General features: G+C 66.8%; 15 protein-coding genes. 12 read left to right on the top strand and 3 right to left on the bottom strand.

The window, feature by feature from the left end; all coding sequences use genetic code 11:
* Positions 1–65: 65 nt before the first annotated feature.
* From FHW94_RS03850 to FHW94_RS03840, 3 genes are read left to right on the top strand one after another with little or no spacing between them, the layout of a single operon-like run.
* Positions 66–965, top strand: coding sequence for a hypothetical protein (locus FHW94_RS03850; RefSeq protein WP_168554422.1), 900 nt, complete (start codon positions 66–68; stop codon positions 963–965).
* 44 nt (positions 966–1,009) lie between these two features.
* Positions 1,010–1,528 carry a DUF2141 domain-containing protein gene (locus FHW94_RS03845; protein WP_246865985.1) on the top strand — a complete coding sequence of 173 codons (519 nt, stop codon included), beginning with the start codon at positions 1,010–1,012 and terminating at the stop codon, positions 1,526–1,528.
* The gene (locus FHW94_RS03840; RefSeq protein WP_168554421.1) at positions 1,525–2,697 is read left to right on the top strand and encodes a glycosyltransferase; all 1,173 of its coding nucleotides are present in this window, start codon (positions 1,525–1,527) and stop codon (positions 2,695–2,697) included. Before FHW94_RS03845 ends, FHW94_RS03840 begins: the two co-directional genes overlap by 4 nt.
* Positions 2,698–2,890: 193 nt before the next feature.
* On the opposite strand, the gene FHW94_RS03835 is transcribed toward FHW94_RS03840, so the two are convergent.
* From FHW94_RS03835 to FHW94_RS03825, 3 genes are all read right to left on the bottom strand, one after another.
* Positions 2,891–5,311, bottom strand: a complete 2,421-nt coding sequence (locus FHW94_RS03835) for a TonB-dependent receptor (RefSeq protein ID WP_168554420.1) — start codon at positions 5,309–5,311, stop codon at positions 2,891–2,893.
* 262 nt (positions 5,312–5,573) lie between these two features.
* Entirely contained in the window at positions 5,574–7,886 is a 2,313-nt protein-coding gene (locus FHW94_RS03830; protein ID WP_168554419.1) for a TonB-dependent receptor, read from the bottom strand.
* 103 nt (positions 7,887–7,989) lie between these two features.
* Positions 7,990–8,937, bottom strand: a complete 948-nt coding sequence (locus FHW94_RS03825) for a LysR family transcriptional regulator (protein ID WP_168554418.1) — start codon at positions 8,935–8,937, stop codon at positions 7,990–7,992.
* Positions 8,938–9,055: 118 nt separating this feature from the next.
* Between FHW94_RS03825 and FHW94_RS03820 the strand changes: the two genes are divergently transcribed.
* The 9 genes from FHW94_RS03820 to FHW94_RS03780 all read left to right on the top strand — a co-directional run bounded on the left by FHW94_RS03820 (position 9,056) and on the right by FHW94_RS03780 (position 22,928).
* On the top strand, positions 9,056–9,649 hold the full coding sequence (locus tag FHW94_RS03820) for a nitroreductase family protein (protein WP_168554417.1): 594 nt from the start codon (positions 9,056–9,058) through the stop codon (positions 9,647–9,649).
* A 160-nt stretch (positions 9,650–9,809) separates the two neighbouring features.
* Entirely contained in the window at positions 9,810–10,487 is a 678-nt protein-coding gene (locus FHW94_RS03815) for a murein L,D-transpeptidase catalytic domain-containing protein (RefSeq protein WP_168554416.1), read from the top strand.
* Positions 10,488–10,869: 382 nt separating this feature from the next.
* Positions 10,870–12,033: an efflux RND transporter periplasmic adaptor subunit gene (locus FHW94_RS03810; RefSeq protein WP_168554415.1), complete on the top strand. Its 1,164-nt coding sequence runs from the start codon at positions 10,870–10,872 to the stop codon at positions 12,031–12,033.
* A 6-nt stretch (positions 12,034–12,039) separates the two neighbouring features.
* A complete protein-coding gene (locus FHW94_RS03805) occupies positions 12,040–15,177 on the top strand; it encodes an efflux RND transporter permease subunit (RefSeq protein ID WP_168554414.1) in 3,138 nt (1,045 codons plus the stop codon).
* Complete coding sequence (locus tag FHW94_RS03800) at positions 15,174–16,577, top strand: efflux transporter outer membrane subunit (RefSeq protein WP_168554413.1); 1,404 nt, start codon at positions 15,174–15,176, stop codon at positions 16,575–16,577. Before FHW94_RS03805 ends, FHW94_RS03800 begins: the two co-directional genes overlap by 4 nt.
* A 170-nt stretch (positions 16,578–16,747) precedes the next feature.
* The gene (locus FHW94_RS03795) at positions 16,748–18,139 is read left to right on the top strand and encodes a polysaccharide pyruvyl transferase family protein (RefSeq protein WP_246865869.1); all 1,392 of its coding nucleotides are present in this window, start codon (positions 16,748–16,750) and stop codon (positions 18,137–18,139) included.
* Complete coding sequence (locus FHW94_RS03790) at positions 18,139–19,545, top strand: glycosyltransferase family 4 protein (protein ID WP_168554412.1); 1,407 nt, start codon at positions 18,139–18,141, stop codon at positions 19,543–19,545. The genes FHW94_RS03795 and FHW94_RS03790 overlap by 1 nt, the downstream gene beginning before the upstream one ends.
* Positions 19,546–20,211: 666 nt before the next feature.
* Complete coding sequence (locus tag FHW94_RS03785) at positions 20,212–21,582, top strand: outer membrane beta-barrel protein (protein WP_168554411.1); 1,371 nt, start codon at positions 20,212–20,214, stop codon at positions 21,580–21,582.
* A 14-nt stretch (positions 21,583–21,596) separates the two neighbouring features.
* On the top strand, positions 21,597–22,928 hold the full coding sequence (locus tag FHW94_RS03780) for a cell wall hydrolase (RefSeq protein WP_168554410.1): 1,332 nt from the start codon (positions 21,597–21,599) through the stop codon (positions 22,926–22,928).
* Positions 22,929–23,052: the final 124 nt, after the last annotated feature.

The raw sequence follows: 23,052 nt of genomic DNA, 5'->3' as shown, positions 1-23,052 counted from the left end.
CATAAAGCGGATGGCGCGGCGGCTTCGTTCGCGGTAACGCCGCGCCCGGGCCTGAACGAGACACAATGACGACACCCGCGATTCCCGAGACCGCTCCCCAAGCCAGCGGCCTGCGCAGATGGAGCGCCTATCTTGGCCCCGCCGTGTCGGTGGCCATCCTGGGCGCCGTGCTGTGGCAGCTGCGCCAGCTCAACTGGCTGATGGTGGTGTCGATCATCCCGCGCTCGCCGCTGATCTGGCTGGTGCTGGCCGCAAGCTATTTCGCCGGGCCGGTGGCCGACTGGGTGATTTTCCGCAAGCTGTGGGGCATTCCCTTTTCGGGGCTGGCGCCGTTGCTAAAGAAGCTGGTCGGCAACGAACTGCTGCTCGGCTATGTCGGTGAAGTCTATTTCTACGACTGGGCGCGCCGCCATGTGAAAATGGAAGGCTCGCCCTTCGGCGCGGTCAAGGACGTGGCGATCCTTTCGGCGCTGGCCGGCAACATCATCACCATCGGCATGATGGGCATCACCTGGTATGTCAGCGGGCGGGTCGATTTCGGCCAGAACACCTGGCTGATCGTCTCGGCCATCGGCTTTGCTCTCGCCACGTCGCTGGTCATCACCTTCCTGCGCAAGGGCATTTTCAGCCTCTCGGGGCCGGACCTGTGGTTCGTGTTCGTGGTGCACTGCCTGCGCATCGCCGCCGGCATGGGCTTTACCGCCCTGTCATGGCACCTGATCCTGCCCGAGGTTTCGATCGGCACCTGGATCCTCTTTTCCACCATCCGACTTCTGGTGGCACGCCTTCCCTTCATCCCCAACAAGGATATCGCGTTTGCCGGCATCACGCCGCTGATCGTGGGCAAGGGAGTTCAGACTGATGTCATGATCGCGATGATATCGATGCTGATCGTTGCCACACACGTGATCCTGTTCATCGGCCTGATGTTGCTGGATCTCGTGCAGAAGGAGAAGAATGCGTGAACAAGCTGGCTGTTCTGGCCCCAACTGCCTTGCTAGGTGCATCATTGCTTCCCGCCGCCCTGCTGCTGGGCGGGGCTGGCCCGCTGCCGCCCTCCACGCCCGACCTGGGCAAGGCCGAAGGGCAGTGCCGCCCAGGCGAACATGGTCCCTCGTTCATGGTCGATATCCTGGGGCTGAAAGACCATACCGGCAAGCTCAAGCTGGAAGTCTATCCCGCCAACGACACCGATTTCCTGGCCGACGACAATGTGCTGGTGGGCGCAGGCAAGACGTTCCGCCGCGTCGAAGTGCCAACGCCGGCGGAACCGACGCCACGCCTGTGCGTGCGCCTGCCCGGCCCGGGCCAATACACCGTCTCGGTGCTGCATGACCGCGACAACAACCGCAAGTTCAACTGGCAGCGCGACGGCATCGGTTTTTCCGGCAACCCACGGCTGGGCTGGTCCAAGCCCAAGGCCGCCAGCGCCACCGTTTCGGCCGGAAATGGCCCGACCACGTTGCGGATCGTGATGAATTACCGTAACGGGTTGATGTCTGTGGGGCCACTCAAGGGCGCGCGATGAAGCTTGTCGATGTTTGCGCATTCTATGCCCCCAAGGGCGGCGGGGTGCGCACCTATGTCGATCGCAAGCTCAAGGCCGGGGCCGCGCTGGGGCATGATGTCACCGTCATTGCCCCTGGCCAGCACGACCACGTGGAGGAACGCGGGCCGAACGCGCGCATCCGCTGGTTGAAAAGCCAGCTGTTCCCGCTCGATTTCAACTACCGCTGGTTCTCCGATATTCCCGCGCTCTATGCCGCGCTGGACAAGGAAGCGCCCGATTTCGTGGAGGCATCTTCGCCCTGGCGCAGCGCCAGCGTGATTGCCGAATGGCCCGGGCATGCCCCGCGCGCGCTGATCATGCATGCCGATCCGCTGTCGGCTTATGCCTATCGCTGGTTCGACGGCGTGGCCACGCGCCCCACGATCGACAAAGCGTTCGAACGCTATTGGCGGCACCTGCGCCGGCTCGACGAGCGCTATGACATGATCGTCAGCGCCAGCGCCAGCCTGTCGGAACGGTTGACCGGCGGCGGCCTGGCCCATGTGGTGACAAACCCGATGGGCGTGGATCCCGGCGTGTTTTCGCCCACGTTCCGCGACCTTGCCTTGCGCAAGGGCATGCTGGAGCTGTGTGAGTTGCCCGAGGATGCCACGTTGCTGCTGGGCGTGGGGCGCTTTGCCCCGGAAAAGCGCTGGCCGATGCTGGTCGACGCGGTGACTGCCGCCGGCAGCCGCCGTCCGGTCGGGCTGGTGCTGGCCGGCCAGGGACGCGAACGCAAGGCGATCGAGCGGCGCATCGGCGGCAACCCGCATATCCGCGTGCTCGCCCCGATCACCAAGCGCCACGAACTGGCCCGCGTGATGGCCAGCACCGACGCGCTGCTGCATGGCTGCGAGGCCGAAACGTTCTGCATGGTGGCGGCAGAAGCGCGCGCCAGCGGCCTGCCGCTGATCGCACCCGACCAGGGCGGCGCCAGCGACCAGGCCCGCGCCTCGGGCGGGTGGATCTATGAATCCGCCAACGCTGCCGCCGCGACCGAAGCGGTGGCGCAATACTGCCTGGCCCGCGAGAGCGGCCTGGACGGCCCGCGCGCCGACCTGCCCCCGCCGCGCACGATGGACGATCATTTCCGCGAGCTTTTCGCCAGCTATGAAGCGGTGCTGGCCGGGGCGCGCCAGGCGGCTTGACGGCCAAAGTTGCTTCAGATTTCCACCACCCCCAACCCCCTCCTCTGAAGAGGAGGGGGCTTTTTTATAAATGCCTTAAATCCCCCTCCTCTTCAGAGGGGGGCGGGGGGTGGTGCGAAGTCTGACGCAAGCCACAAAGAAAAAGGGCGGCGAGTTTCCCCGCCGCCCCATTTCATATCAAGCGCTTGTGCGATCAGAAGTTGATCGTGGCATCCAGGCCATAAGTGCGCGGCGCGTTGAAGTTGCCGTAGTCACCCAGCACGTTGTTGATGCTGCCTGTCGACGAAGTCGAGAAGCCCGGGATCGAGTTCGACGGATCGCGACGATAGACATAGGCGGTGTTGAACAGGTTGCGGCCCCACAGGCCCACGGTCAGCTTCTGGCCGGTGCCCGAAACCGGGATGTCAGCCAGCGAGAGACGCCCGTTGAACACCAGGCTGGAGTCGTTCTTGGTGGCATACTGGTCGAAGGTCTGCGTGGCCTGCGAATAGTTGCCATCGATGTGGGCGCGCAGGCGCGTGCCGTTGACGCCGAGCGGCAGTTCGTAATCGACCGAACCGCTGGCGGCATTGCGCGGGGTGTAGACGATATAGACGTTCTGCGTGATGCCGGTGAACGGGTTCGTCACCGTGGGCATCTTGGTATAGGTGTAGGCATACGACGCGGTCAGCGTCAGGCCGTCCACCGGCTTGACCGTCAGGTCGGCCTCGATGCCACGGATCTTGGTGATGCCGGGCACGTTGACCGTTTCCAGCACGTTCACGTTGGAGCTGCCCGAGACATAGATGGCGTTGAAGTCCACCTGGCTGTTCTTGCGGTCCATGATGTAGCCGGCGATGTTGAACCGGGCGCGGTGATCCCAGAAGTCGGACTTGAGGCCCAGTTCGTAGGACGTCACCGTTTCCGGATCGAAGCCACGGTACGTGGGCGAGCGCGACGAGGCACCGCCGGCGCGATAGCCGGTGGCATACTTGGCATAGACGTGCAGATCGTTGTTCACGTCATAGGCGAGCGTCGCCATCGGGTTGAACTTGTTCCAGGTCTTGTCCAGCGTGGCGCCGTTGGCGGCGTTGCGGAACGTGACCAGGGTGCCGGTCTTCTTGTCGTGGGTGTAACGCCCGCCGACGGTCAGGTGCAGCGCGTCGGTGGGGTTGATCGTGGCCTGGGCATAGCCGGCCAGGCTCTTGGAGTTGGCCACCGAGGCACGGTCGATCGACGCGAAGGGGTTGAGCAGCGCGGCGGTGTTGATCGTGTAGCCGGTCACGTTGCCGTTGGCGTCCGTGGTCCAGATGTTGGAGTTCGGCGTCGCGGCGTTATCCGAAACGTGTTCGTTGAAATAGAACACGCCGGCCACGTAATCGACGATGCCCACGGTGCCGACAGCCTGGACTTCCTGGCTGAACTGGTGCTGCCACAGGTTGGCCAGCGAATAGCGGCTGAACACGCCATTGGCCGAATAGACCGGCACGCGGTGCGCACCGCCCGAGTTGTCCCACTGTTCGCTGGTCACGCCGCGCCATGCGGTGATCGAGCGCAGTTCGAGTTCGGGCGAAACCTTCCACTTGAGCGTGTTGGTGAAGCCGTGGGTGCGATCGACGCTGGGCTGCTGCGGCACGCCGATGTCGGCCACCTTCATGCGCGTGGTGCCGTTGACGACGACCTGGCTGGGCAGCGTCTTGACCGTGCCCGACAGCGTGGTGAAGTTGGTGCCGGGCGTGTTGCAGGCGGCGGTAACGGCGCCGGCGACGCAGTTGTTGGGGTTGTAGTTCAGCAGCTGGCTGTAGAACGGCGAGTTGCTGTCCCAGCCGTTGTCATAGCTGAAATCGTTGGTGATGCTGGTGCTGGGCTTCCAGCGCACGGCGATGCGGCCGCCGCGACGATCGAAATAGTTCCAGCCGGTCTGGCCCGCCATCGGGTTCTTGGTCGTGGCGCCCTGGTACTGGGCAACGCCGTCGAGCTTGACCGAGAAGTTGTGGTATTCGGGCAGGTCGAGGTGGATTTCACCGTTGTACGAGCCATAGTTGCCGAAGCCGCCCGAAACACGGCCGCCGAACTCGCCCGAGGGTGCCTTGGACACCAGGCTGAGCGCGCCGCCTTCGGTGTTGCGGCCGAACAGCGTGCCCTGCGGGCCCTTGAGCACTTCGACGCGTTCCATGTCGAAGAGCGCGGCGTTGAGGCCGTGCTGGCGGCCCATGTAGACGCCGTCGATGTAGACGCCCACGCCCTGTTCGCGCGCCGGCTGGTTGGCATCGAGCGGCACGATGCCGCGAATGCCGATGGTCAGCGCGGTCTGGCGCGCTTCGAACGTCACGACGCGCAAGCTCGGCACCGCGCCATCGGCGAGGTCGAGCAGGCTCTGGATGTGGCGATCCTTGATCGTATCGGCAGTGACGACGTTGATCGAGATCGGGGTCTTCTGAAGGTTGGTTTCACGCTTGGTCGCGGTCACGACGATTTCGGTCAGACCCTTCTCGCCCGACGAAGCATCGCTGGCTGGCGCTTCCGCAGCAGCATCGGCAGCCGGAGCATTTTCGGCCGCGAAAGCCGGCATGGCGTTCAGCGCAAGCGCGCCCGCCCCGGCCAGCAGGCCGGCACGAACAGTGTTCTTCAACATCGGATTTCCCTCACTGGTGAGGCTGACAGCCCCTTCGCGCCTCCCCCTAGGTCGGCATGGCTGCACTTTTGTGACGCAGATATGTCAGTCATTGTCACATTTGACCGAAACCTGACATTGATCGCGGCATTTTTGGCGGATTTCCGCGCTTTCGTGCGCTTTGCCACAAAGCGTTGCTCATAAAAAAAGCGCCCCGCTTCGCCATGCGAAGCGGGGCACAAGAGGCCGAATCGCGCCGCCGGGGCGGCCCGAGGCGGGTGGATCAGAAGCCGGCCTTGAGCGTCACGAAGACCTGGCGCGGCGCACCGGCCAGCAGGGTCTGGGCATCGCCCGAGAAGCCGAAGCCGTTCGAACCGATCGTGGCGACATAGCGCTTGTTGAGCAGGTTGGTGCCATTGACCTGCAGTTCCAGCGGCGTGCGCTGGCCCACGTCGAGGCGGTAGCCGATGGTGCCATCGACCAAGGCCCGGCCGGGCACCGACTGGTCATTGAGGTAGGTGAAATAGCGCTTGGACATGTAGTTGACCGCCACGCGCCCGAAGAAGGTGCTGCTGTCATACGAGATTTCGCCACGCGCCAGGTGCTTGGGCGTGTCCACCACGGTCTTGCCTGCGGTCAGCTTGGTGCCCGAGGTGGTCACCACGTTGTCGCGGTAGGTGGAATTGTTGTAGCTGTAGGACGCGAATAGCGCGAAGCCATAGGGCAGCTTGTAGTTCGCCACCGCTTCCAGGCCATAGGAGCGCACGTTGCCCACGTTCTGCACCACGTTGGCCGCGCCGACGATGCCGAGCGAGGTGGGAATGGTGAGCAGGCGGTTACGGAAATTGACAAGGTAGCCACCGAGCACGGCGTTGAACGGACCTTGGTTGATGCGCAGGCCGCCTTCGTAGGTATCGGATTCCTCGGGCTTGAGATTGGCCTTGATCGCCCCGAACGCCGCCTGCGTGGTGGAGAACGGGCTGGAGGTGGCATCCGCCGTGAACGCGCGAGTCACCTGGGTGAAACCGGCGAAGAGTTCAGCGCCGCCGCCCAGCTTGTAGGTGAGGCCGGCATGCGGCTGGAACCAGTCGCGTGCCTTGAGGCTGCCGGTCGCCAGCGTGCTCTGCGCAGCGAGCTTGGACGCCTTGTTTTCCACGTCGAAGCCCTTCCAGCCCAGGTTGAGCTTGAGCGCGCCGAGATCGACATCGTCCATGACGTAATACTGATACGTCTTGGTGTTATAGGCCATCGCCCACTGCGTGTAGAACGGGTTGGTCAGGAAGTGGTGGAAATCGATCCCCGCGACCGTGCGGCTGGTCAGGCCATAGAAGCGCCGCGCCTGCTGGAAATCGTTGTTTTCGACCCAGCCGCCCACGGTGATCTTGTTCTTGCCCAGATCGGCCGACACATCGCCGAACACGCCTTCGCGCTTGATGTCGTATTCGGTGGTGCGCACCGACATCGGCACGCCGCTGGGGCTGGCGACATAAGGCGTGCCCCACAGGCCCTGGCCACGGTTGTGGTGGTAGTAGGTCTTGATGTTGAAGGTGATCTTGTCGTTGAGCGGGCCGCTGGCGCCGAACGCATAGACCCAGTCGCGGCGCAGGCCGGCGGCATCGTAATAGGCGTCGTCGGCCGAGGTGATCTTGCCCGGATAGGTCGTGCCGGCCGAGGGATTGGTCGGCGTCACGCCGGTGTAGCCGGTGTTGGCGCCGACATCGGCAACCTTGACGGCCAGGGCATACTGATGCGGCCCGAAGTTGTCCCAGTCATACCCAAGGCGCCCGATCATTTCGAGCGACATGTCCTGGTAGTCCTGTTCGACGCGGTCGGAATAGCTGTACCAGCCTTCCAGGTTGACGCTGCCTGCCGGCGCAATGAACTTGACGTTGGTCATCAGCGTGCGCTGCTGGCCATCGCCCTTCCACTTGTTGCCATCCTGGTATTGCAGCGAGGCAAAGCCGCGCACGCCATCGGGCGTGCCCACCGCCACGCGGCCGAAACCGCGCCAGGTCTGCGCTGAGCCATAGGAACCGCTGGCGTCGATGGCGACATGGTGATCGCGCAGCAGTTCGGCCGGGTCGATCGACTTGAATTCCAGCGTGCCGCCCAGGTTGCTGGTGGACTGGGTATCGATCGCGCCCGAACCCTGGCTGACCGCGGTGACGCCGATGTTTTCGGGGCTGATCGCGCGGCTGACATGCAGGCCGTTGTTGTTGCCATAGCTCATGTTGCCCAGCGGAATGCCGTCGAGCGTGAAGCCGAGCTGGTTCTGGTTGAAGCCACGAATGGTCACGCGCGTGGACCATTCATAGTTGCCGAACGCGTCGGCCGACTGGAAATTGACGCTGGGCAGCTTTTCGATCGCCTTCAGGGGGCTGGTGCCCGACGCCAGGACGGCCAGGTCGGCCGTCTTGATTTCCTGGGTCTGGCGGGTCTGGCCGGTGCCGAGAACGATGATGGCCGGGCCGCTTTCGCCAGCCACGTCGGGAGCGGCGGCATCGGGCGCAGCGGCCGCATCAGCCGGCGCGGCGGCCAGGGCGGGATGGGCAAGGAGCACGGCGCAGCCGGCAAGCAGGGCAGAAACGCGACGCATGGAAATCCCTCATGGCTATGCTCCCGTGCAATCGGGAGACGTGCGTCGCGGCGCCTAGCCCCCTGCCGTTTCAGATTGATGCCGTTTCGATGACAGTTTGGCTTCAATCCCGGGATTTCAGCGTCATCGATCCGTCATGGAACGCCGCAGCATGGGAACGGCATTCGCCGGAAAGCAGGCGGTCGAGCAGCCAGGCGCGCGCCGGGCCGGCCGGGCTATCGCGCCGCCACTGGGCATGGATGGGATAAGTGATGGTGGGCGATTCCGCCATGGCGAGGTGCACCAGCCGCCCGCTCGCCAGGTCATCGGCCACGACATGGCGCGGCATGTTGCCCCAGCCGATGCCCTGGCGCAGCAAGGCATGTTTGGCCCCCAGATCGCCCAGCCGCCACGTGCGCGCGGCCAAGACCGAGAAGTCACGCCCCTGGGTGAGCGAAGAGCGATCGGTCAGCACGAGTTGCAGGTATTGCCGGCCGAGCCCCGGCGTGACTTGCGCCATGCCCGCCAGCGGATGGCCGGGCGCGGCCACCGGCACCAGTTCTACAGCGCCAATCGCCATGCGATCGAGCGCGGGATGGTCCACCAGCACCGCGCCGGTGATCGCCAGTTCGGCCTGCCCATCCAGCAACTGGGCCGCCACCGCGCCCAGCGCCTCGACATGCAGGCGCAGGTCCACGGTGGGAAACGCGAGCAGGAAATCCTCGAGCAGGCGGGCCAGGCTCTGGGTCGGGAACATCACGTCCACCACCACGGTCAATTCCGCCTCGAGGCCCTGGTTGTGCCCCCGCACGCGGGCCATCAGCGCGTCGACATCGTCGGCCACGGCGCGGGCACTTGCCAGAACCGCGCGCCCGGCCTCGGTCAACTGCGGCTTGCGCGAGCCTTCGCGGTCGAACAGCGCCACGCCCAGCTGCGCTTCGAGGTTGGCAATGCCATAGCTGACCACCGAAATCGCCCGCCCCAGCCTTCGGGCAGCCCCGTTGAATGTGCCTTCGTCAACCACCGCGAGGAAAATGCGAATCTGGTCGATGCTGGGCTGCCCCACATCCATGCCATGCCACTCCGTTCAACAGACTTGAACATTCTTATCCGAACTATAGGGATTTTCGAAATGCGCAAAAGCCTTCAGACCGCGCGCCGACGTGATTCCCAAACGAGGATTCGATCCCATGACCACCCGTACTGCCGATCCCCGCGTGTTGCCCCTGATCGTCGACCGCTGGTCGCCACGCGCTTTTGACGGCACGGCCGTGCCGGCCCAGGACCTGGCCGTTATTTTCGAAGCAGCGGGCCTGGCCCCTTCGGCGTTCAACTATCAGCCGTGGCGCTTCCTCTATGCCGTGCCGGGCGACGCCAACTGGGCCGCGTTCCTCGACATCCTCATTCCGTTCAACCAGGGCTGGGCCAAGGATGCCGGCGCGCTGGTGTTCATCGTGTCGGACGAATCGATGCGCAAGGACGATGGCACTGCCAATCCCAACCACAGCCACAGCTTTGACGCCGGCGCTGCCTGGGCGCTGCTGGCCCTGCAGGCCACTGCCCTGGGCTATCACACCCATGGCATGACCGGCGTTGATTTTGCCAAGGCACGCGACGTGCTGGGCGTGCCCGAAGGCTGGCGCGTGGAAGCGGCCGTGGTCATCGGTCGCCAGGACAGCCCGGAAAAGCTGCCCGACTTCCTCAAGGAACGCGAAGCCCCGAGCGGCCGCAAGCCGGTGGCCGAAGTGGCCGTGGCAGGCACTTTCGGCGATCTGCCCGCCTGATACGATAGATGGAATTCGGTTCCCGCGCTGCACAACGGCCAGTGGCGTGTGATGCACATCTCGTCGCATTGCCCCGCCCCCGGCCCTTGGCAGCAGCGGGAACCAACGCCAGTTTGAGACCCATAGCATAACGCATTACTTGTTTCGGGGTCTCGCAATCATGACATTTGGCAGGCGCCAGTTCCTTGGCGCGATTGCCGGATCGGCGGCCTCGGCGCTGTTTCCGCGCGCGGCGGCAGAAGCGATTGCGCCCATCCAGGGTTCGAACGGTGCCTGGGCACCGGGCCTCGGTCCTGGCGCAGCCACGCTTCCTCCGCCCTCCTCCGTGGCCGACAGCCCGACCTTGCTGACCCGTGCTCTTGGCGCGCTGCGCGATCATGGCAACCATGTGGCTGCCCGCGACGTGATCGGCATCGTCGATTTTTCCGCCCCCTCGCGCGAGGCGCGGATGCAACTGGTGGATGTGGCCAGCGGCCGCGTGCTCTCGTCGCATCTGGTCGCCCATGGCAAGGGATCGGACCCGTCCAACAAGGGCTGGGTCGAGCGCCTGTCCAACGATTACGGCTCGGAAGCGTCGTGCAGCGGCAGCTTCCTGACCGGCGACACCTATTACGGCCGCCATGGTCGCTCGCGCCGGCTGATCGGGCTGGACCCGGAAAACAACCTGGCCCAGGTGCGCGGCATCGTGATCCACGCGGCCAGCTATGTCGGCCCCGACATAGCCAGCATGCAGGGCCGGGTCGGCCGCAGTCAGGGTTGCTTTGCCGTTTCAAGCAGCGATATCGATCATGTGCTCGGCCTGCTGGGGCCAGGCCGCCTGCTTTACGCCGCGCGGTAACGCCAGTGCGGCGCGCCGTGGCAGCCGTAGCGCTGCCTTGCCGCCGCACCGCCCGCCACGGCCCTGGCATCAAGCCACCGGCCCGGCCAACCCCTTGAAACGCCCCGCCGCGCCAGCGGTTCCCGCAGCGGCCCCAAAGGGTTTTTGCGCGCGTTAATGCTTGCCTTCCCTGCCGATCTGTGATCCCGACGAGACTATCTCCCGTGGGTTGCCGGTACTTGTCTCAAAGTGTCGCAGGGCTTGTGCAAACAGGCTTTCGCGCCACGCCAAACAGCAAGCTGTGCTAGGCCGCCTTCGAATCACACAAGTCGGTGAAAGAATGTTGCACAGTCATCCGGTTGCCTCCTCCTTCCGGTTCTCCCAGCTTTACCGGGCCAGGGCCATGGCGCCCCTGGCACTGGCCACACTCTCGCTCGCCGCGCTTTCGCTGGGGGGCTGTGGCAGCAAGCAGGACGGCCCACCCCCGCAGGACGCGGTCGTCGGCTATATCGTGGCAACGCCCACGGCGGTTCCGGTGAGCACCGAGCTTTCCGGCCGCACCGTGGCGAGCCAGATCGCCGAAGTGCGCCCGCAGGTAACCGGCATCATCATGGATCGCCTGTTTACCGAAGGCAGCATGGTGCGCGCCGGCCAGCCACTCTACCAGATCGACGCGCGCAGCTATGCCGCCACGGCCAACCAGGCAGCGGGCAACCTGGCGGCGACGCGCGCCACGGTGGAATCGCTGCGGCTCAAGGCCGAACGCTATAAAGTGCTGGCCGACCAGGGCGGCATTTCCCGCCAGGATGCGGCCGACGCCCTTGCCAGCTACAACCAGGCGCGCGGCCAGGTCATGGCTTATGAAGGCGCACTGCAGGCGGCCCGGGTCAGCCTGGGCTTCACCCGCATCCTTGCCCCGATCAGCGGGCGCATCGGCGTTTCGAGCGTGACCAAGGGCGCGCTCGTCACGTCCAGCCAGACCGATGCCCTGGCCAAGATCCAGAAGCTGGACCCGATGTGGGTGAACATCCAGCAATCGAGCAATGATTACATGGCGCTGCGCCGCGCACTGCAATCGGGCAAGCTGTCGGCCGATGGCTCGGCCCCGGTCAAGGTGATCCTGGCCGATGGCACGGAATGGCCGGTCGAAGGCCGCCTCAACTTTGCCGACGTGGATGTGAACAGCGAAACCGGCACGGTGATCCTGCGCGTGACCGTGCCCAATCCCAAGGGCGACCTGCTGCCCGGCCTGTTCGTGAAAGCGCAGCTGGTGCAAGGCATCGTGCCCAATGGCATCCTGGTGCCCCAGGCCGCCGTGAGCCGCACCCCGCGCGGCACGGCCACGGTGCTGGTGGTCAATGCCAAGGGCGAAGCGGAAACCCGCGACGTGACCGCCGAAACCCCGGTGGGCACCAACTGGCTGGTGACCAGCGGCCTCAAGGCCGGTGACAAGGTGATCACCGAAGGGCTGATCAAGGCCAAGCCCGGCGCCAAGGTGAAGGCAAGCCCGGCCGGCAGCGCGCCGGCCGCGGCCGCCAACACCGCCGATGCCGGGGGGGCGAAGTAACGCCCCATGCTGTCGCGCTTCTTTGCCAACCGCCCGATCTTTGCCTGGGTCATCGCGATCGTCGTGATGGCTACGGGCGCCTTTTCCATCACCACCATGGGGGTGGAACAGTACCCCGATATCGCCCCGCCCACCGTCTCGATCAGCGCCACGTATAACGGCGCCGATGCCTCGGCGGTGGAAAACAGCGTGACCCAGGTGCTTGAGCAGCAGCTCAAGGGCATCGACGGCATGCTCTATTTCACGTCGACCAGTTCCAATGGTTCGGCCAGCATCACGGCAACGTTCGAAAAGGGTACCAATCCCGATACGGCGCAGGTGCAGGTGCAGAATGCCATCTCGCGCGCCACCAGCCGCCTGCCCACCGTGGTGCAGCAGCAAGGCGTGACGGTGACCAAGGCGCAGAACGACCAGCTGCTGGTCATGGCGCTGTACGACACCACCGGGCGCAGCACCAACGCCGACATTGCCGACTACCTGACCACGCATATCCAGGATCCGCTCTCGCGCGTGGAAGGCGTGGGCTCGGCCGACGTGTTCGGTTCGTCCTATGCCATGCGCATCTGGCTCGATCCCGCCAAGCTTGCCGCGGTCAACCTGATGCCGTCGGACGTGACGAGCGCGATCACCGCGCAGAACACCCAGGTGGCAGCCGGCGAAGTGGGCGCCCTGCCCGCGCCGCAAGGCCAGCGGCTGGACGCCACGGTGACGGCGCGATCGCGCCTGCAGACGGTGGACGATTTCAAGAAGGTCATCCTCAAGACCAATGCCGACGGCGGCGAAGTGCGCCTGTCGGACGTGGCCCGCGTGGAAATGGGCCAGGAAAGCTATTCCTCGATCAACACGCTCAACGGCAATGCCGCCACGGGGATCGCGGTAAGCCTTGCCTCGGGCGCCAACGCGATGAAGACCGCCACGGCTGTCAAGGCCAAGGTGGACGAACTCGCCAAGGACATGCCCGAAGGCTATCAGATCGCCTATCCGCGCGATTCCAGCACCTTCGTGAAGATCTCCATCGAAGAAGTGGTCAAGGCCCTGTTCGAGGCGATCGCGCTGGTCGTGGTGGTGATGTTCCTGTTCCTGCAGAACTGGCGCGCCACGCTGATCCCGGCGATCGCGGTGCCGGTGGTGCTGCTCGGCACGTTCGGCATCCTGGCGCTGCTGGGCTATACCATCAACACGCTGACCATGTTCGGCCTGGTGCTGGCGATCGGCCTCTTGGTGGACGATGCCATCGTGGTGGTGGAAAACGTCGAGCGCGTGATGCACGAGGAGCATCTTTCGCCGCTCGATGCCACGGTCAAGTCGATGGGCGAAATCACCTCGGCGCTGATCGGCATCACCCTGGTGCTGACCGCCGTGTTCATTCCCATGGCGTTCTTCGGCGGCTCGACCGGGGCGATCTATCGCCAGTTCTCGATCACCATCGTTTCGGCCATGGGTCTGTCGGTGCTGGTCGCGCTGGTGCTGACCCCGGCACTCTGCGCCACGCTGCTCAAGCAGGCCGAAAAGCCCAAGGGCCGGTTCTTCGCCGGGTTCAACCGCCGTTACGACCGGCTGCAGGAAGGCTATCAGAACCGCCTCACCGGCATTCTCGGGCGCCCGCTGGTGTGGATGCTGGCGTTCGTGGCGATCATCGCGGCGATGGTGCTGCTCTATACCCGCCTGCCCACCAGCTTCCTGCCCGACGAAGACCAGGGCCAGCTCATGCTCAGCTATACCCTGCCGGTCGGCTCCACCATGGAGCAGACGCAGGCCGTGGCAGCGCAGGCGCAAGACCTGATCCAGAAGACTGAAGGCAACAATATCCGCGCGGTGTTCATCATCGCCGGGCGCGGCCAGGGCGGCTCGGGCCAGAACACGGGCATGGGCTTCGTCCTGCTCAAGGACTGGGCCGATCGTCCGGGCAGCGATGCCAGCGCGTCTTCCATTTCGGCGCGGCTCAACAAGCTGTTCGCGATGAAGCTGGGCAACCAGGCGCAGATCTTCGTGCTCTCGCCGCCGGCCATTCGCGGTCTGGGCAATTCGGGCGGGTTCGACATGTACCTGCAGGACGCCGAAGGCCAGGGCCGCACCGCGCTGACCGACGCGCGCAAGCAGTTGGTGGACGATGCCAACAGCAGCGGCCGCGTCGCCCAGGCCCGCCTGCAGGGCCTGGAAGACACCCCGCAGCTCAAGGTTTCGCTCAACGACGAAGCGATCACGGCCTTCCAGATCGCGCCGTCCGACGTGAACTCCACCTTGTCCACTGCCTGGGGCGGCACCTACGTCAACGACTTCGTCGATCGTGGCCGCGTGAAGAAGGTCTTCGTGCAGGGCGACGCGCCCTATCGCAGCAAGCCGCAGGACCTGGGCCAGTGGTATGTGCGCGGCACCAACGGCGCGATGGCCCCGTTCGCGGCTTTTGCGCAGACCGACTGGACCGTGGGCGCCCCCGTGCTGCCGCGCTTCAACGGCATTGCCGCGCAGGAAGTGGTCGGCAATCCCGCGGCCGGGGTCAGCTCGGGCCAGTCGATGCAGACCATGATGGACCTGGCGAGCAAGATGAACGGTGGCTACAACGTGGCGTGGGCGGGCCTGTCGTATCAGGAACGTGCCGCCAGCAGCCAGACCGGGCTGCTCTATGGCGCATCGATCTTCTTCATCTTCCTGTGCCTTGCCGCGCTTTACGAAAGCTGGTCGGTGCCGGTGTCGGTGCTGCTGGTGATCCCGCTGGGCGTGATCGGCGCGGTGCTGGCGGTCACGCTGCGTGGCTATAACAACGACATCTACTTCCAGGTGGCCCTGCTCACCACCATCGGGCTTTCGGCCAAGAACGCGATCCTGATCGTGGAATTTGCCGAAGCGGCACTGCATCGCGGGCTCAAGCCGGCCGACGCGGCGATGGAAGCCGCGCGGCTGCGATTCCGCCCGATCATCATGACCTCGGTGGCGTTCATCGCCGGCGTCATTCCGCTGGCGGTGGCCAGCGGCGCGGGTGCCAATGGCCGCCGCGCCATCGGCACCGGCGTGCTGGGCGGGATGCTGTCGGCCACGTTGCTGGCCATCTTCCTGGTGCCGCTGTTCTTCGTCCTGGTGAAGCGCGTGTTCCGGCACCGCGAGCCATCTGACCACCACGAACCCAATGGGGAGGCGCAGGCATGAGCGCGCCACACGTGAAGATCGCGCGCGCCGCGCTTGCCGGGGGCGCAATGCTGGCCCTGGGCGCCTGCAACCTCGCGCCCAAGTACGTCCGTCCCGACCTGCCGGTGGCTCCCAGCCTGCCCCAGGGCACCAGCTATCCCACGCTGGCCGACGGCGCGGGCGGCGTGGATGCCATCGGCTGGCAGGCGTTTTTCACCGACCAGCAGTTGAAGGACACCATCGCCCTGGCGCTGTCGAGCAACCGCGACTTGCGCAGCGCGGTGGCTGCCGTGGCCCAGGCCCGCGCGACCTACAAGGTGGACCGCGCCGCGCTGGTGCCCACGGTCACGGCCGGGCCGACCGCCTCTGGCTCGCGCAGCAACGGCGTGACCAGCGAAAGCTATCAGCTCAGCGGCGGCGTATCGTCCTATGAAGTCGATCTGTTCGGCAAGCTGCGCAACACCAGCCGGGCGGCGTTCGAGGCCTATCTGGCCAGCGACGAAGGCCGCAAGGCCACGCAGATCACCTTGGTTTCCGAAACCGCGACGGCCTGGCTCACGCTGGCTGCCGACCGCGACGCGCTGGCCGTGGCCCAGGCCACGCTCGCTTCGCGCACCAAGACGCTGCAATTGACGCAGCAACTCGAAACCAATGGCGTTGGCACCAAGCTGGCCGTGGCCCAGGCCCAAACCGCGTTCGACACCGCGCGGGCCGATGTGGCAGACTATACCACCTATGTGGCGCAGGATCGCAACGCCCTGGAACTGTTGACCGGCGCGCCCGTGCCCGAAGCCTTGTTGCCCAAGACGCTGGGCGAAGGGCGGCAGACCCTGGCCAGCCTGCCCGTGGGGCTTTCATCCGACGTGCTGCTGCGCCGGCCCGACGTGCTCCAGGCCGAACATACGCTCAAGGAGGCCAACGCGCGCATCGGCGCAGCCCGCGCCGCGTTCTTCCCGTCGATCTCGCTGACCGGGCTGCTCGGCCTTGCCAGCACCAGCCTGTCGGGCCTGTTCAGCGGCGGCACCTTTGCCTGGAGCGCCAGCGGCAGCGCTACCCAGACGGTGTTCGATGGTGGGGTGAACGCCGGCAACCTGGCCTATGCCAAGGCCAGCCGCGATGCGGCCGTGGCGTCTTATGAAAAGGCGATCCAGACAGCGTTCCGGGAAGTGGCCGATGCCCTGGCCCGGCGCGGCACGATCGACGACAAGGTGGCCGCGCAGGAAAGCTATGCCGCCAACGCGGAAAAGGCGGCGCAGATCACATTGGCCCGCTATCAGAACGGGATCGACACGTTCCTGGAGCCGCTCGACGCCGATCGCACGGCCTATACTGCCCGCCAGGCGCTGGTCACGGCGCGGCTGGCACGCGCGACCAACATGGTCACGCTCTATGAAGTGCTGGGCGGTGGCCTCACGCCCTGACGGCCGCGTTGCGGCATAAACCGGCGCGGATCGCTCCGTAACGGTTGGGTTCCGGCTGCATCGTTCCTTGCCGCAGCGCGGCAGGACGGGAACACTAAGGGCATCGGCAATGGCGCCAGCGGCGGCCATTCCGGTGCCCTGCTGTTTCCGGCCAAGGATGCGTGCCCGCCATGTCGCCCTCTTCTGCCAGCCCGGCCCCGCGCGCGTCCATGCGCGTCGCGCTGCTCAATGTGAAATACAGCCCGAACCTGGGCGATGGACTGCTGGCCGAATGCCTTGAGCGCGAACTGGCCCAGGCGCTGGGCGGGGCAGAGGTCTTTTCGATCGACATTGCCGGCCGCACCGGATGGAATGGCGGACCCGGGCGGCGGCGTCTTGCCATGGCCCTGCTCGAAGCCGTGCCCCCTGCGCTGCGCCGCATGGCCGCGGGCGCGGCGCTCACGCTGCTGAGCCGGCTGGCCCTGCGCCGCCATGTGCGCGGCGGCCTTGCGCGGTGCGATGCGGCGGTGATCGGCGGGGGCAACCTGTTGACCGACGCCGATCTCAACTTTCCGATCAAGCTGGCGGGCGCGGCGGCCGAAGTGGCGCGGCGCGGCCTGCCCCTTGCCGTCCACGCCGTGGGGGCCAGTGCGCAGTGGTCTGCGCGGGGCCGCGCGCTGTTTGCCCGTGCTCTGGCACGCCGCCCGCTGGCCCATGCCTCCGTGCGGGACGAACGCAGCCGCCAGGCCTGGGCCCGGCAGCTCGAACCGCTCGGCGCGATCGCGGCGGCAGTGTCGGGCGATCCCGGCCTGCTCGCCAGCCTGCACTATCCGCGCAAGCCCGGCATGCCACGCGGCGATGCCGGGCGGCGCGTGGGCCTGTGCATCACGGCGCCCCTGGCGCTGCGCTATCACGTGGGCCAGCACCATGAATCCGCCGCCACGGGCGGGGCAGGCGCGCTGCACGATGGCGCGGTGATCGAATGGTATGGCGCCCTCGCCCAGGCCCTGGCGCAACAGGGACTGCACGTGATCCTGTTCACCAACGGCAGCCCGGAAGACCGCGCCTGCCTGGTGCGCCACGCGCCGCGCTGGACGGCCGAACGCCCGGCCGCCGATTGGCGCGGCGGCATTGCGCGCCAGGGCCAGGGCCGGATCAACATGGCCGCGCCCTTTGCCACCCCGGCCGATCTCGCCGGGTTCGTTGCCGGCTGCGATCTGGTCATTGCCCATCGCATGCATGCCTGCATCGCCGCCCATTCCTTTGCCGTGCCCACCATCGGGCTGACCTGGGACGAAAAGCTGGCCAGCTTCTTCGCGCTGGCAGGGCGAAGCCAATATGCCGTCGATGGGCCGGCCCTGGCCCCCGCCGCCATTGTCGAACTGGCGCAGGCAGCGCTGGCCGAGGGGGTGGACCGTGCCGCGCTGACCAGCCTGATCGAGCGCACGCGCGCCGATGTGGCCGCGCTGGGCATCCGCCTTGCCTCGGCCGCCCAGCACGAGGTGCCCCGGCAGGCGGCCGAGGTGGCAACGGCCAGCGCCCCACACGCGGCAACCGCCCCAGCCGGTGCGGTGTTGGCCTGATGCGCGGCGTGCCGATCGATCGCATCGTGGTGATCAACGATCTGGCCCGGCCGATGGGCGGGGCAAGCGCGCTGGCCTTGGCCTCTGCCCGGGCGTTTCGCGCCCAGGGCCACGCGGTGACGCTGCTGGCGGGCGATACCGGTGACGATGGCAGCCTGGCGGCCGCGGGCATTGCCTGCGTGGCGCTGGGCCAGGGCCGCCTGCTCTCTCGGCCAAGGATCGAAGCGACATTGGCTGCGCTGTGGAACCGCAGCGCCGCCCGCATGGTATCCCGCTGGATCGCAACCCACGATACGCCGCGCACGGTCTATCACCTGCATGGCTGGCTGCAGATCCTCTCGCCCGCCGTGTTCCACGCCTTGGCCCCGGTGCGCGACAGGCTGGTGATTTCCGCGCACGATTTCTTCCTGGCCTGCCCCAACGGGGCATTTGCCGATCTCAAGACCGGGCGGCCCTGCCCGCTCGTGCCGCTCTCGCGCGCCTGCGTGATGGCTGACTGCGACCGCCACAGCCGCAGCCACAAGCTGTTGCGCGTGGTCCGCCACGCCATCCAGACGCGCGTGTTCGATCCGGCCCATGCGCCGCCGGTGCTGGCAATCCATGCCGCCATGGCGCCGCTTCTGGCCCGCGCCGGCATTCCCGCCGATGCGATCCACGCCCTGCCCAATCCGGTGGAGCCATGGTCTGCCACGCGCATTCCGGCCGAGGAAAACCGCGAAGTGCTGTTCGTGGGCCGGCTTGAGGAAACCAAGGGGCCTGACCTCGCCGCTGCCGCTGCCCGCGCCGCCGGGGTTCCGCTGCGCCTGGTCGGCAGCGGCGCGATGGAGCCGATGTTGCGCGCCCGCCACCCCGAAGCGCGCTTCAGCGGCCGGCTTTCTCCAGCAGAGATTGCGCGGGTGGCGCGGCGGGCGCGGCTGCTGGTCATGCCCAGCCGCTATCCCGAACCCTATGGCTTGGTGGCGATGGAGGCCGCACGGTCCGGCCTGCCGGTTATCCTGCCTGGCACGGCGCTGCTGGCCGATGACATGGTGCGCCATGGCGCCGGCGTGGCGATCGACCCGCGCGACACCGCCGGCTTTGCCCGGCACTTGGCCGCCCTGGCGCAAGATGATGCGCGCGTGCGCGCCATGAGCGAGGCGGCCTTTGCCCTGCCCGATGACCTGGCGCTGTCACCCGATGCGTGGATCGCCCGTCTGCTCGATTTCTATGCCGCGCGGCTGGCTGCGTCGGCGGTGTCGGGCGGCCCGGCGCCTTACCCTGCGCGCGAGGATGAATGCGCCGCCACGCCATCTGCATCGGCTTCGGGCGTTTGGCCAGGCCGGGGCCGTACCCGCCGCGCCCGGCCATCGAGCACGGCCGAACTGGCAGCCGGCGCTCGCCTTTCCAGGTCTCGCAACGGCGAATAGGGATGCCGGCAGGCCAGACTGCGCAGATGCTGGATCTTGAGCGGCACCATGACCACCGCCAGCGCCGCAACCGACACCGCCCAGCGCCACAACAGCATCTGGCCCGATTGCGCGGCCGCCAGGAATTCGGCAACCGTCATCCACACCGCCTGCGCGCCGAGCAATTCCGAACTGCGCTGGCCCGGTGCGGAAAGCAGGATGAGCAGGCCTAGAACATAGGCCATGACTGCCGTACTTTCGGCCGTAGCCCGTCCGGTGACATAGCCGAACGTCATTGCCGTGGCGGTCAACAGCGCCAGGATGCGCCCGAAACGGACGACCTGCGCAGGGGCAAAGCGGGCGAGCAAGCGGTTCACGCCTTGGTGCGTGACATAACAGCCCTCAACGAATGCTTGCGCGCGATCCTTAACGCGCCGGCAAACCCGATCCGCACAATGCCTGAGGGAAAATATCCCGGCTTTGGCGGCAATCTGGTGCGATTACGGCACGATGGATCATGATGTTGAACCGGCACGATTTTGCCTGGCCTGGCAAGCGCCTGCCGGCCCATTGGCAAGGCCATGCCGGCCATGGTGAAGCAAATGCCGATGCGCGCGGCCGGAAAGTGCCTCAGTAATGGCGTCAATTGCTGCCGCCGCGCCTGCGCCGCGATGATACGACACCGCCATGGCAATGGTGACTGGGGCAATGGTGGCAGGAGGCGAGGTGCAACAGCATCGCAAGGGGGATGGCACGCGCGCAAGGCCGGGGGCAGACGGGCTGCGCCGCTGCCGCTGGGGCCGCATGGCCATGCAATGGGGGTCGCTGGCCGGCGCCCTTTCGTGGCCGATGCTGGCCGCCGGGCAAAACGCCGGTGATCGTCGCGCCGGGCCGGAAACCGTGGAAAATCGGGTGCGGCCGGGGCTGGAAGGCACCGGGTTCGAGGCAGGATCGCTACGCATCCTGCCCAGCGTGGCCTTTGGCGCGATTGCCACGGACGATCTCTATGCCCGCCGCGTTCCCCGCGTGTCCGATGTGGGCGCCAGCCTTGCCCCGGCGCTCGCCGTGCAATCGCGGTGGGATCGCCATGCGCTGACACTGCGCGCCGACGGGCTGTTCGAACGCTATGCCCGCCACGGCGCGGAAGGCACCGATCGCTATGGCGCCGGAATCGGCGGCCGCATTGACATCGGTCGCGACACGCGGATAAACCTGGACGCCGCGATAGACCGGCGGATCGAAGCACGCGGCACCACCGGCGACACGCTGTTCGGGGTCAAGCCGATCGCCTATCGCCAGGTTGGCCTGGGCGGCAGCGTGGAACAGCAGGTTGGCGCCACGCACCTGGCATTCGATTTGCGGTTCGACCGGTTCCACTATTTCAACCGCCATGATGGCGACAGCACCATCGTCCTCTCGCAGCGCGATTACCAGGCGCTGGCCGGTGGCGCCAAAGTGATCCGGCCGATTTCGTCGGCAGTGGCGGTTTCGGTTGCGGTGCGCCTCAACGCCACGCGCTATCCCCATGAAAACCCGGCAGAGGCCACCCGCCGCGCGCATGGCTATGCCGTGATGGCCGGCGTGGCCTTTGGCCAGGATCGGCTGCTGGAAGGGGAACTGGCGCTGGGTTACCTGCACCAGCGCTTCACCAGTCCGGCCTATCCCACGATTGCGGGCCTGGCCTATGACGCCAACCTGCGCTGGCATGTTACCCCGCTCACCACCTTTTCGCTGGCGGCCGACAAGACCATCCAGCGTTCGCCGATCGTGGACGTGGCGGGGATCGAACAGCAGCAGTTCAGCCTTGGCGCGGCGCATGAATTGCTGCGCACCCTGATCCTGCGCCCCACCGCCAGCTATACCGTCAATCGCTTTCGCGGCGGTGCGCGGGTGGATCGCTATGCCAGCGTGGGTCTTTCGGCCACTTGGCAGGCGGCCCCGCACCTGATGGTCGAAGGCACGCTGCGCCACGCGCTGGGGCGGTCTTCCGCCCTGGTAGCCAAGCCACGCGAATATGACCAGAACCGCGCCACCATCACTTTGAAATACGTGTTTTGAGCGGCGCGCGCGCGATGGCCAGCATCCCGCTCGATCCTGTCGAAACCGCCGCCGCTACGCCGTCAGACGCCGATGCGGCACCCGTCGATACGGCCGCAAGGCGGGCCGAGCTTGCGCTGCGCGCCGCGATGGCGCTGTTGTTCCTGGTGGCACTGGCGGCCACGTTGCGCTTGCTGGCGCCAGGCCCGGACCGAGCCACCCTGCGGGTGGACCTTGCCAGTCCCACCGCCCCGCCGCCGGCGCTGCCCGATCCCGCCGCGCTGCTCGACTTGAGCAGCCAGGACGCGCGCACGTCCAACGCTGCCGTGCCTATTGCCGAGGCGCCGGTGCCGGCCACGCCTTTCGTGTTGCCCGCACCGCTTTCGCCCAACCACGAACGCGCGCGCGATTGCCTGGCTGCGGCTGCGTGGTACGAAGCGGGCGACGATCCCTCGGGCGAGCGGGCCGTGGTCCAGGTCGTGCTCAACCGTGCGCGCCATCCCGCTTTCGCCAGCAGCGTATGCGGCGTGGTGTTCCAGGGGTCCGAACGCCAGACCGGCTGCCAATTCACCTTCACCTGCGATGGCAGCCTGGCCGCGCGCCATCCCGGCCTGGCAGCCTGGGCGCGGGCCCGGGCGATTGCCGGGGCGGCGCTGGCCGGAGCCGTCGATCCCCGCGTGGGCTGGGCAACGCATTACCATGCCGACTACGTGGTGCCCAAGTGGCGGGATTCGCTGACCAAGCTGGCCCAGGTTGGCGCACATCTGTTCTATCGCTGGCAAGGCTGGTGGGGCACCACCCCCGCCTTTCGCCGCCACGGCACCGACATGGCCACCGAACCGCTGGAACCCAAGCTGGCGACGCTTTCACCCACGCACGATCCTGCCGCGGCGGGACAGGATGGTGCGCTGCTCGCCAGCCTTGCCGACAGCGACGAAGGCGTGACGGCCGATACCCGGCTGGCTGGAAGCGATGGCCCGGTGGGCGCCCCAGGCCCGGCCCTGCGCGATGGCAGCCCGCCAGCCGCGCTCGCTCCCGGCCGCGCCGCGCTGATGGCCATGCACACCGCGCCCGCCAGTGGCGGGGGCACGGCGGACGAAAGTGCGATCCGCCTGACGTTCGACCCCGCGCTGTTTCCCGGCCGCTATGCCATCCTCGCGCTGGAGGCCTGCGGCCACCGCCCACGCTGCGTGGTGCTGGGCTGGCGCGGAACGACTGGGGGAATGGACACTCTCGCCTTCGCCTATCGCCGCAACCGCGAAAACGGCGGCGAAGGCGCCTGGTGGGATTGCGCCGCCACGCCCCGCAGCGACAAGGCGCAATGCCTGCCGCCGGCGGGACAGCGGCAGGGGTTGGTGGTCAACTGAGCGGCCGGGGAGATGCAACCGGCTGATCTCTGGGTGTGCAGCTGGGTCGGCTGATGCCTGATAGCCTGCGCGAAACCTCCAGTGACCACCCTGCCGCGCACGGGTGGCTGCCGGGCGCCATCTA

Origin of the sequence: Novosphingobium sp. SG720 (genome assembly GCF_012275365.1) — a bacterium.
Taxonomy (GTDB): Bacteria; Pseudomonadota; Alphaproteobacteria; order Sphingomonadales; family Sphingomonadaceae; genus Novosphingobium; species Novosphingobium rhizosphaerae.
This window is presented reverse-complemented; position numbering and strand designations above follow the sequence as displayed.

Excerpts from the sequence above, each read along its gene's own strand:
- FHW94_RS03820 (WP_168554417.1), top strand. The coding sequence starts at position 9,056 with ATGACCACCCGTACTGCCGATCCCCGCGTGTTGCCCCTGATCGTCGAC.
- FHW94_RS03835 (WP_168554420.1), bottom strand. The coding sequence starts at position 5,311 with ATGTTGAAGAACACTGTTCGTGCCGGCCTGCTGGCCGGGGCGGGCGCG.
- FHW94_RS03780 (WP_168554410.1), top strand. The coding sequence starts at position 21,597 with ATGGCCAGCATCCCGCTCGATCCTGTCGAAACCGCCGCCGCTACGCCG.
- FHW94_RS03850 (WP_168554422.1), top strand. The coding sequence starts at position 66 with ATGACGACACCCGCGATTCCCGAGACCGCTCCCCAAGCCAGCGGCCTG.
- FHW94_RS03815 (WP_168554416.1), top strand. The coding sequence starts at position 9,810 with ATGACATTTGGCAGGCGCCAGTTCCTTGGCGCGATTGCCGGATCGGCG.
- FHW94_RS03790 (WP_168554412.1), top strand. The coding sequence starts at position 18,139 with ATGCGCGGCGTGCCGATCGATCGCATCGTGGTGATCAACGATCTGGCC.
- FHW94_RS03785 (WP_168554411.1), top strand. The coding sequence starts at position 20,212 with ATGGCAATGGTGACTGGGGCAATGGTGGCAGGAGGCGAGGTGCAACAG.
- FHW94_RS03825 (WP_168554418.1), bottom strand. The coding sequence starts at position 8,937 with ATGGATGTGGGGCAGCCCAGCATCGACCAGATTCGCATTTTCCTCGCG.
- FHW94_RS03810 (WP_168554415.1), top strand. The coding sequence starts at position 10,870 with ATGGCGCCCCTGGCACTGGCCACACTCTCGCTCGCCGCGCTTTCGCTG.
- FHW94_RS03800 (WP_168554413.1), top strand. The coding sequence starts at position 15,174 with ATGAGCGCGCCACACGTGAAGATCGCGCGCGCCGCGCTTGCCGGGGGC.
- FHW94_RS03795 (WP_246865869.1), top strand. The coding sequence starts at position 16,748 with ATGTCGCCCTCTTCTGCCAGCCCGGCCCCGCGCGCGTCCATGCGCGTC.
- FHW94_RS03840 (WP_168554421.1), top strand. The coding sequence starts at position 1,525 with ATGAAGCTTGTCGATGTTTGCGCATTCTATGCCCCCAAGGGCGGCGGG.
- FHW94_RS03805 (WP_168554414.1), top strand. The coding sequence starts at position 12,040 with ATGCTGTCGCGCTTCTTTGCCAACCGCCCGATCTTTGCCTGGGTCATC.
- FHW94_RS03830 (WP_168554419.1), bottom strand. The coding sequence starts at position 7,886 with ATGCGTCGCGTTTCTGCCCTGCTTGCCGGCTGCGCCGTGCTCCTTGCC.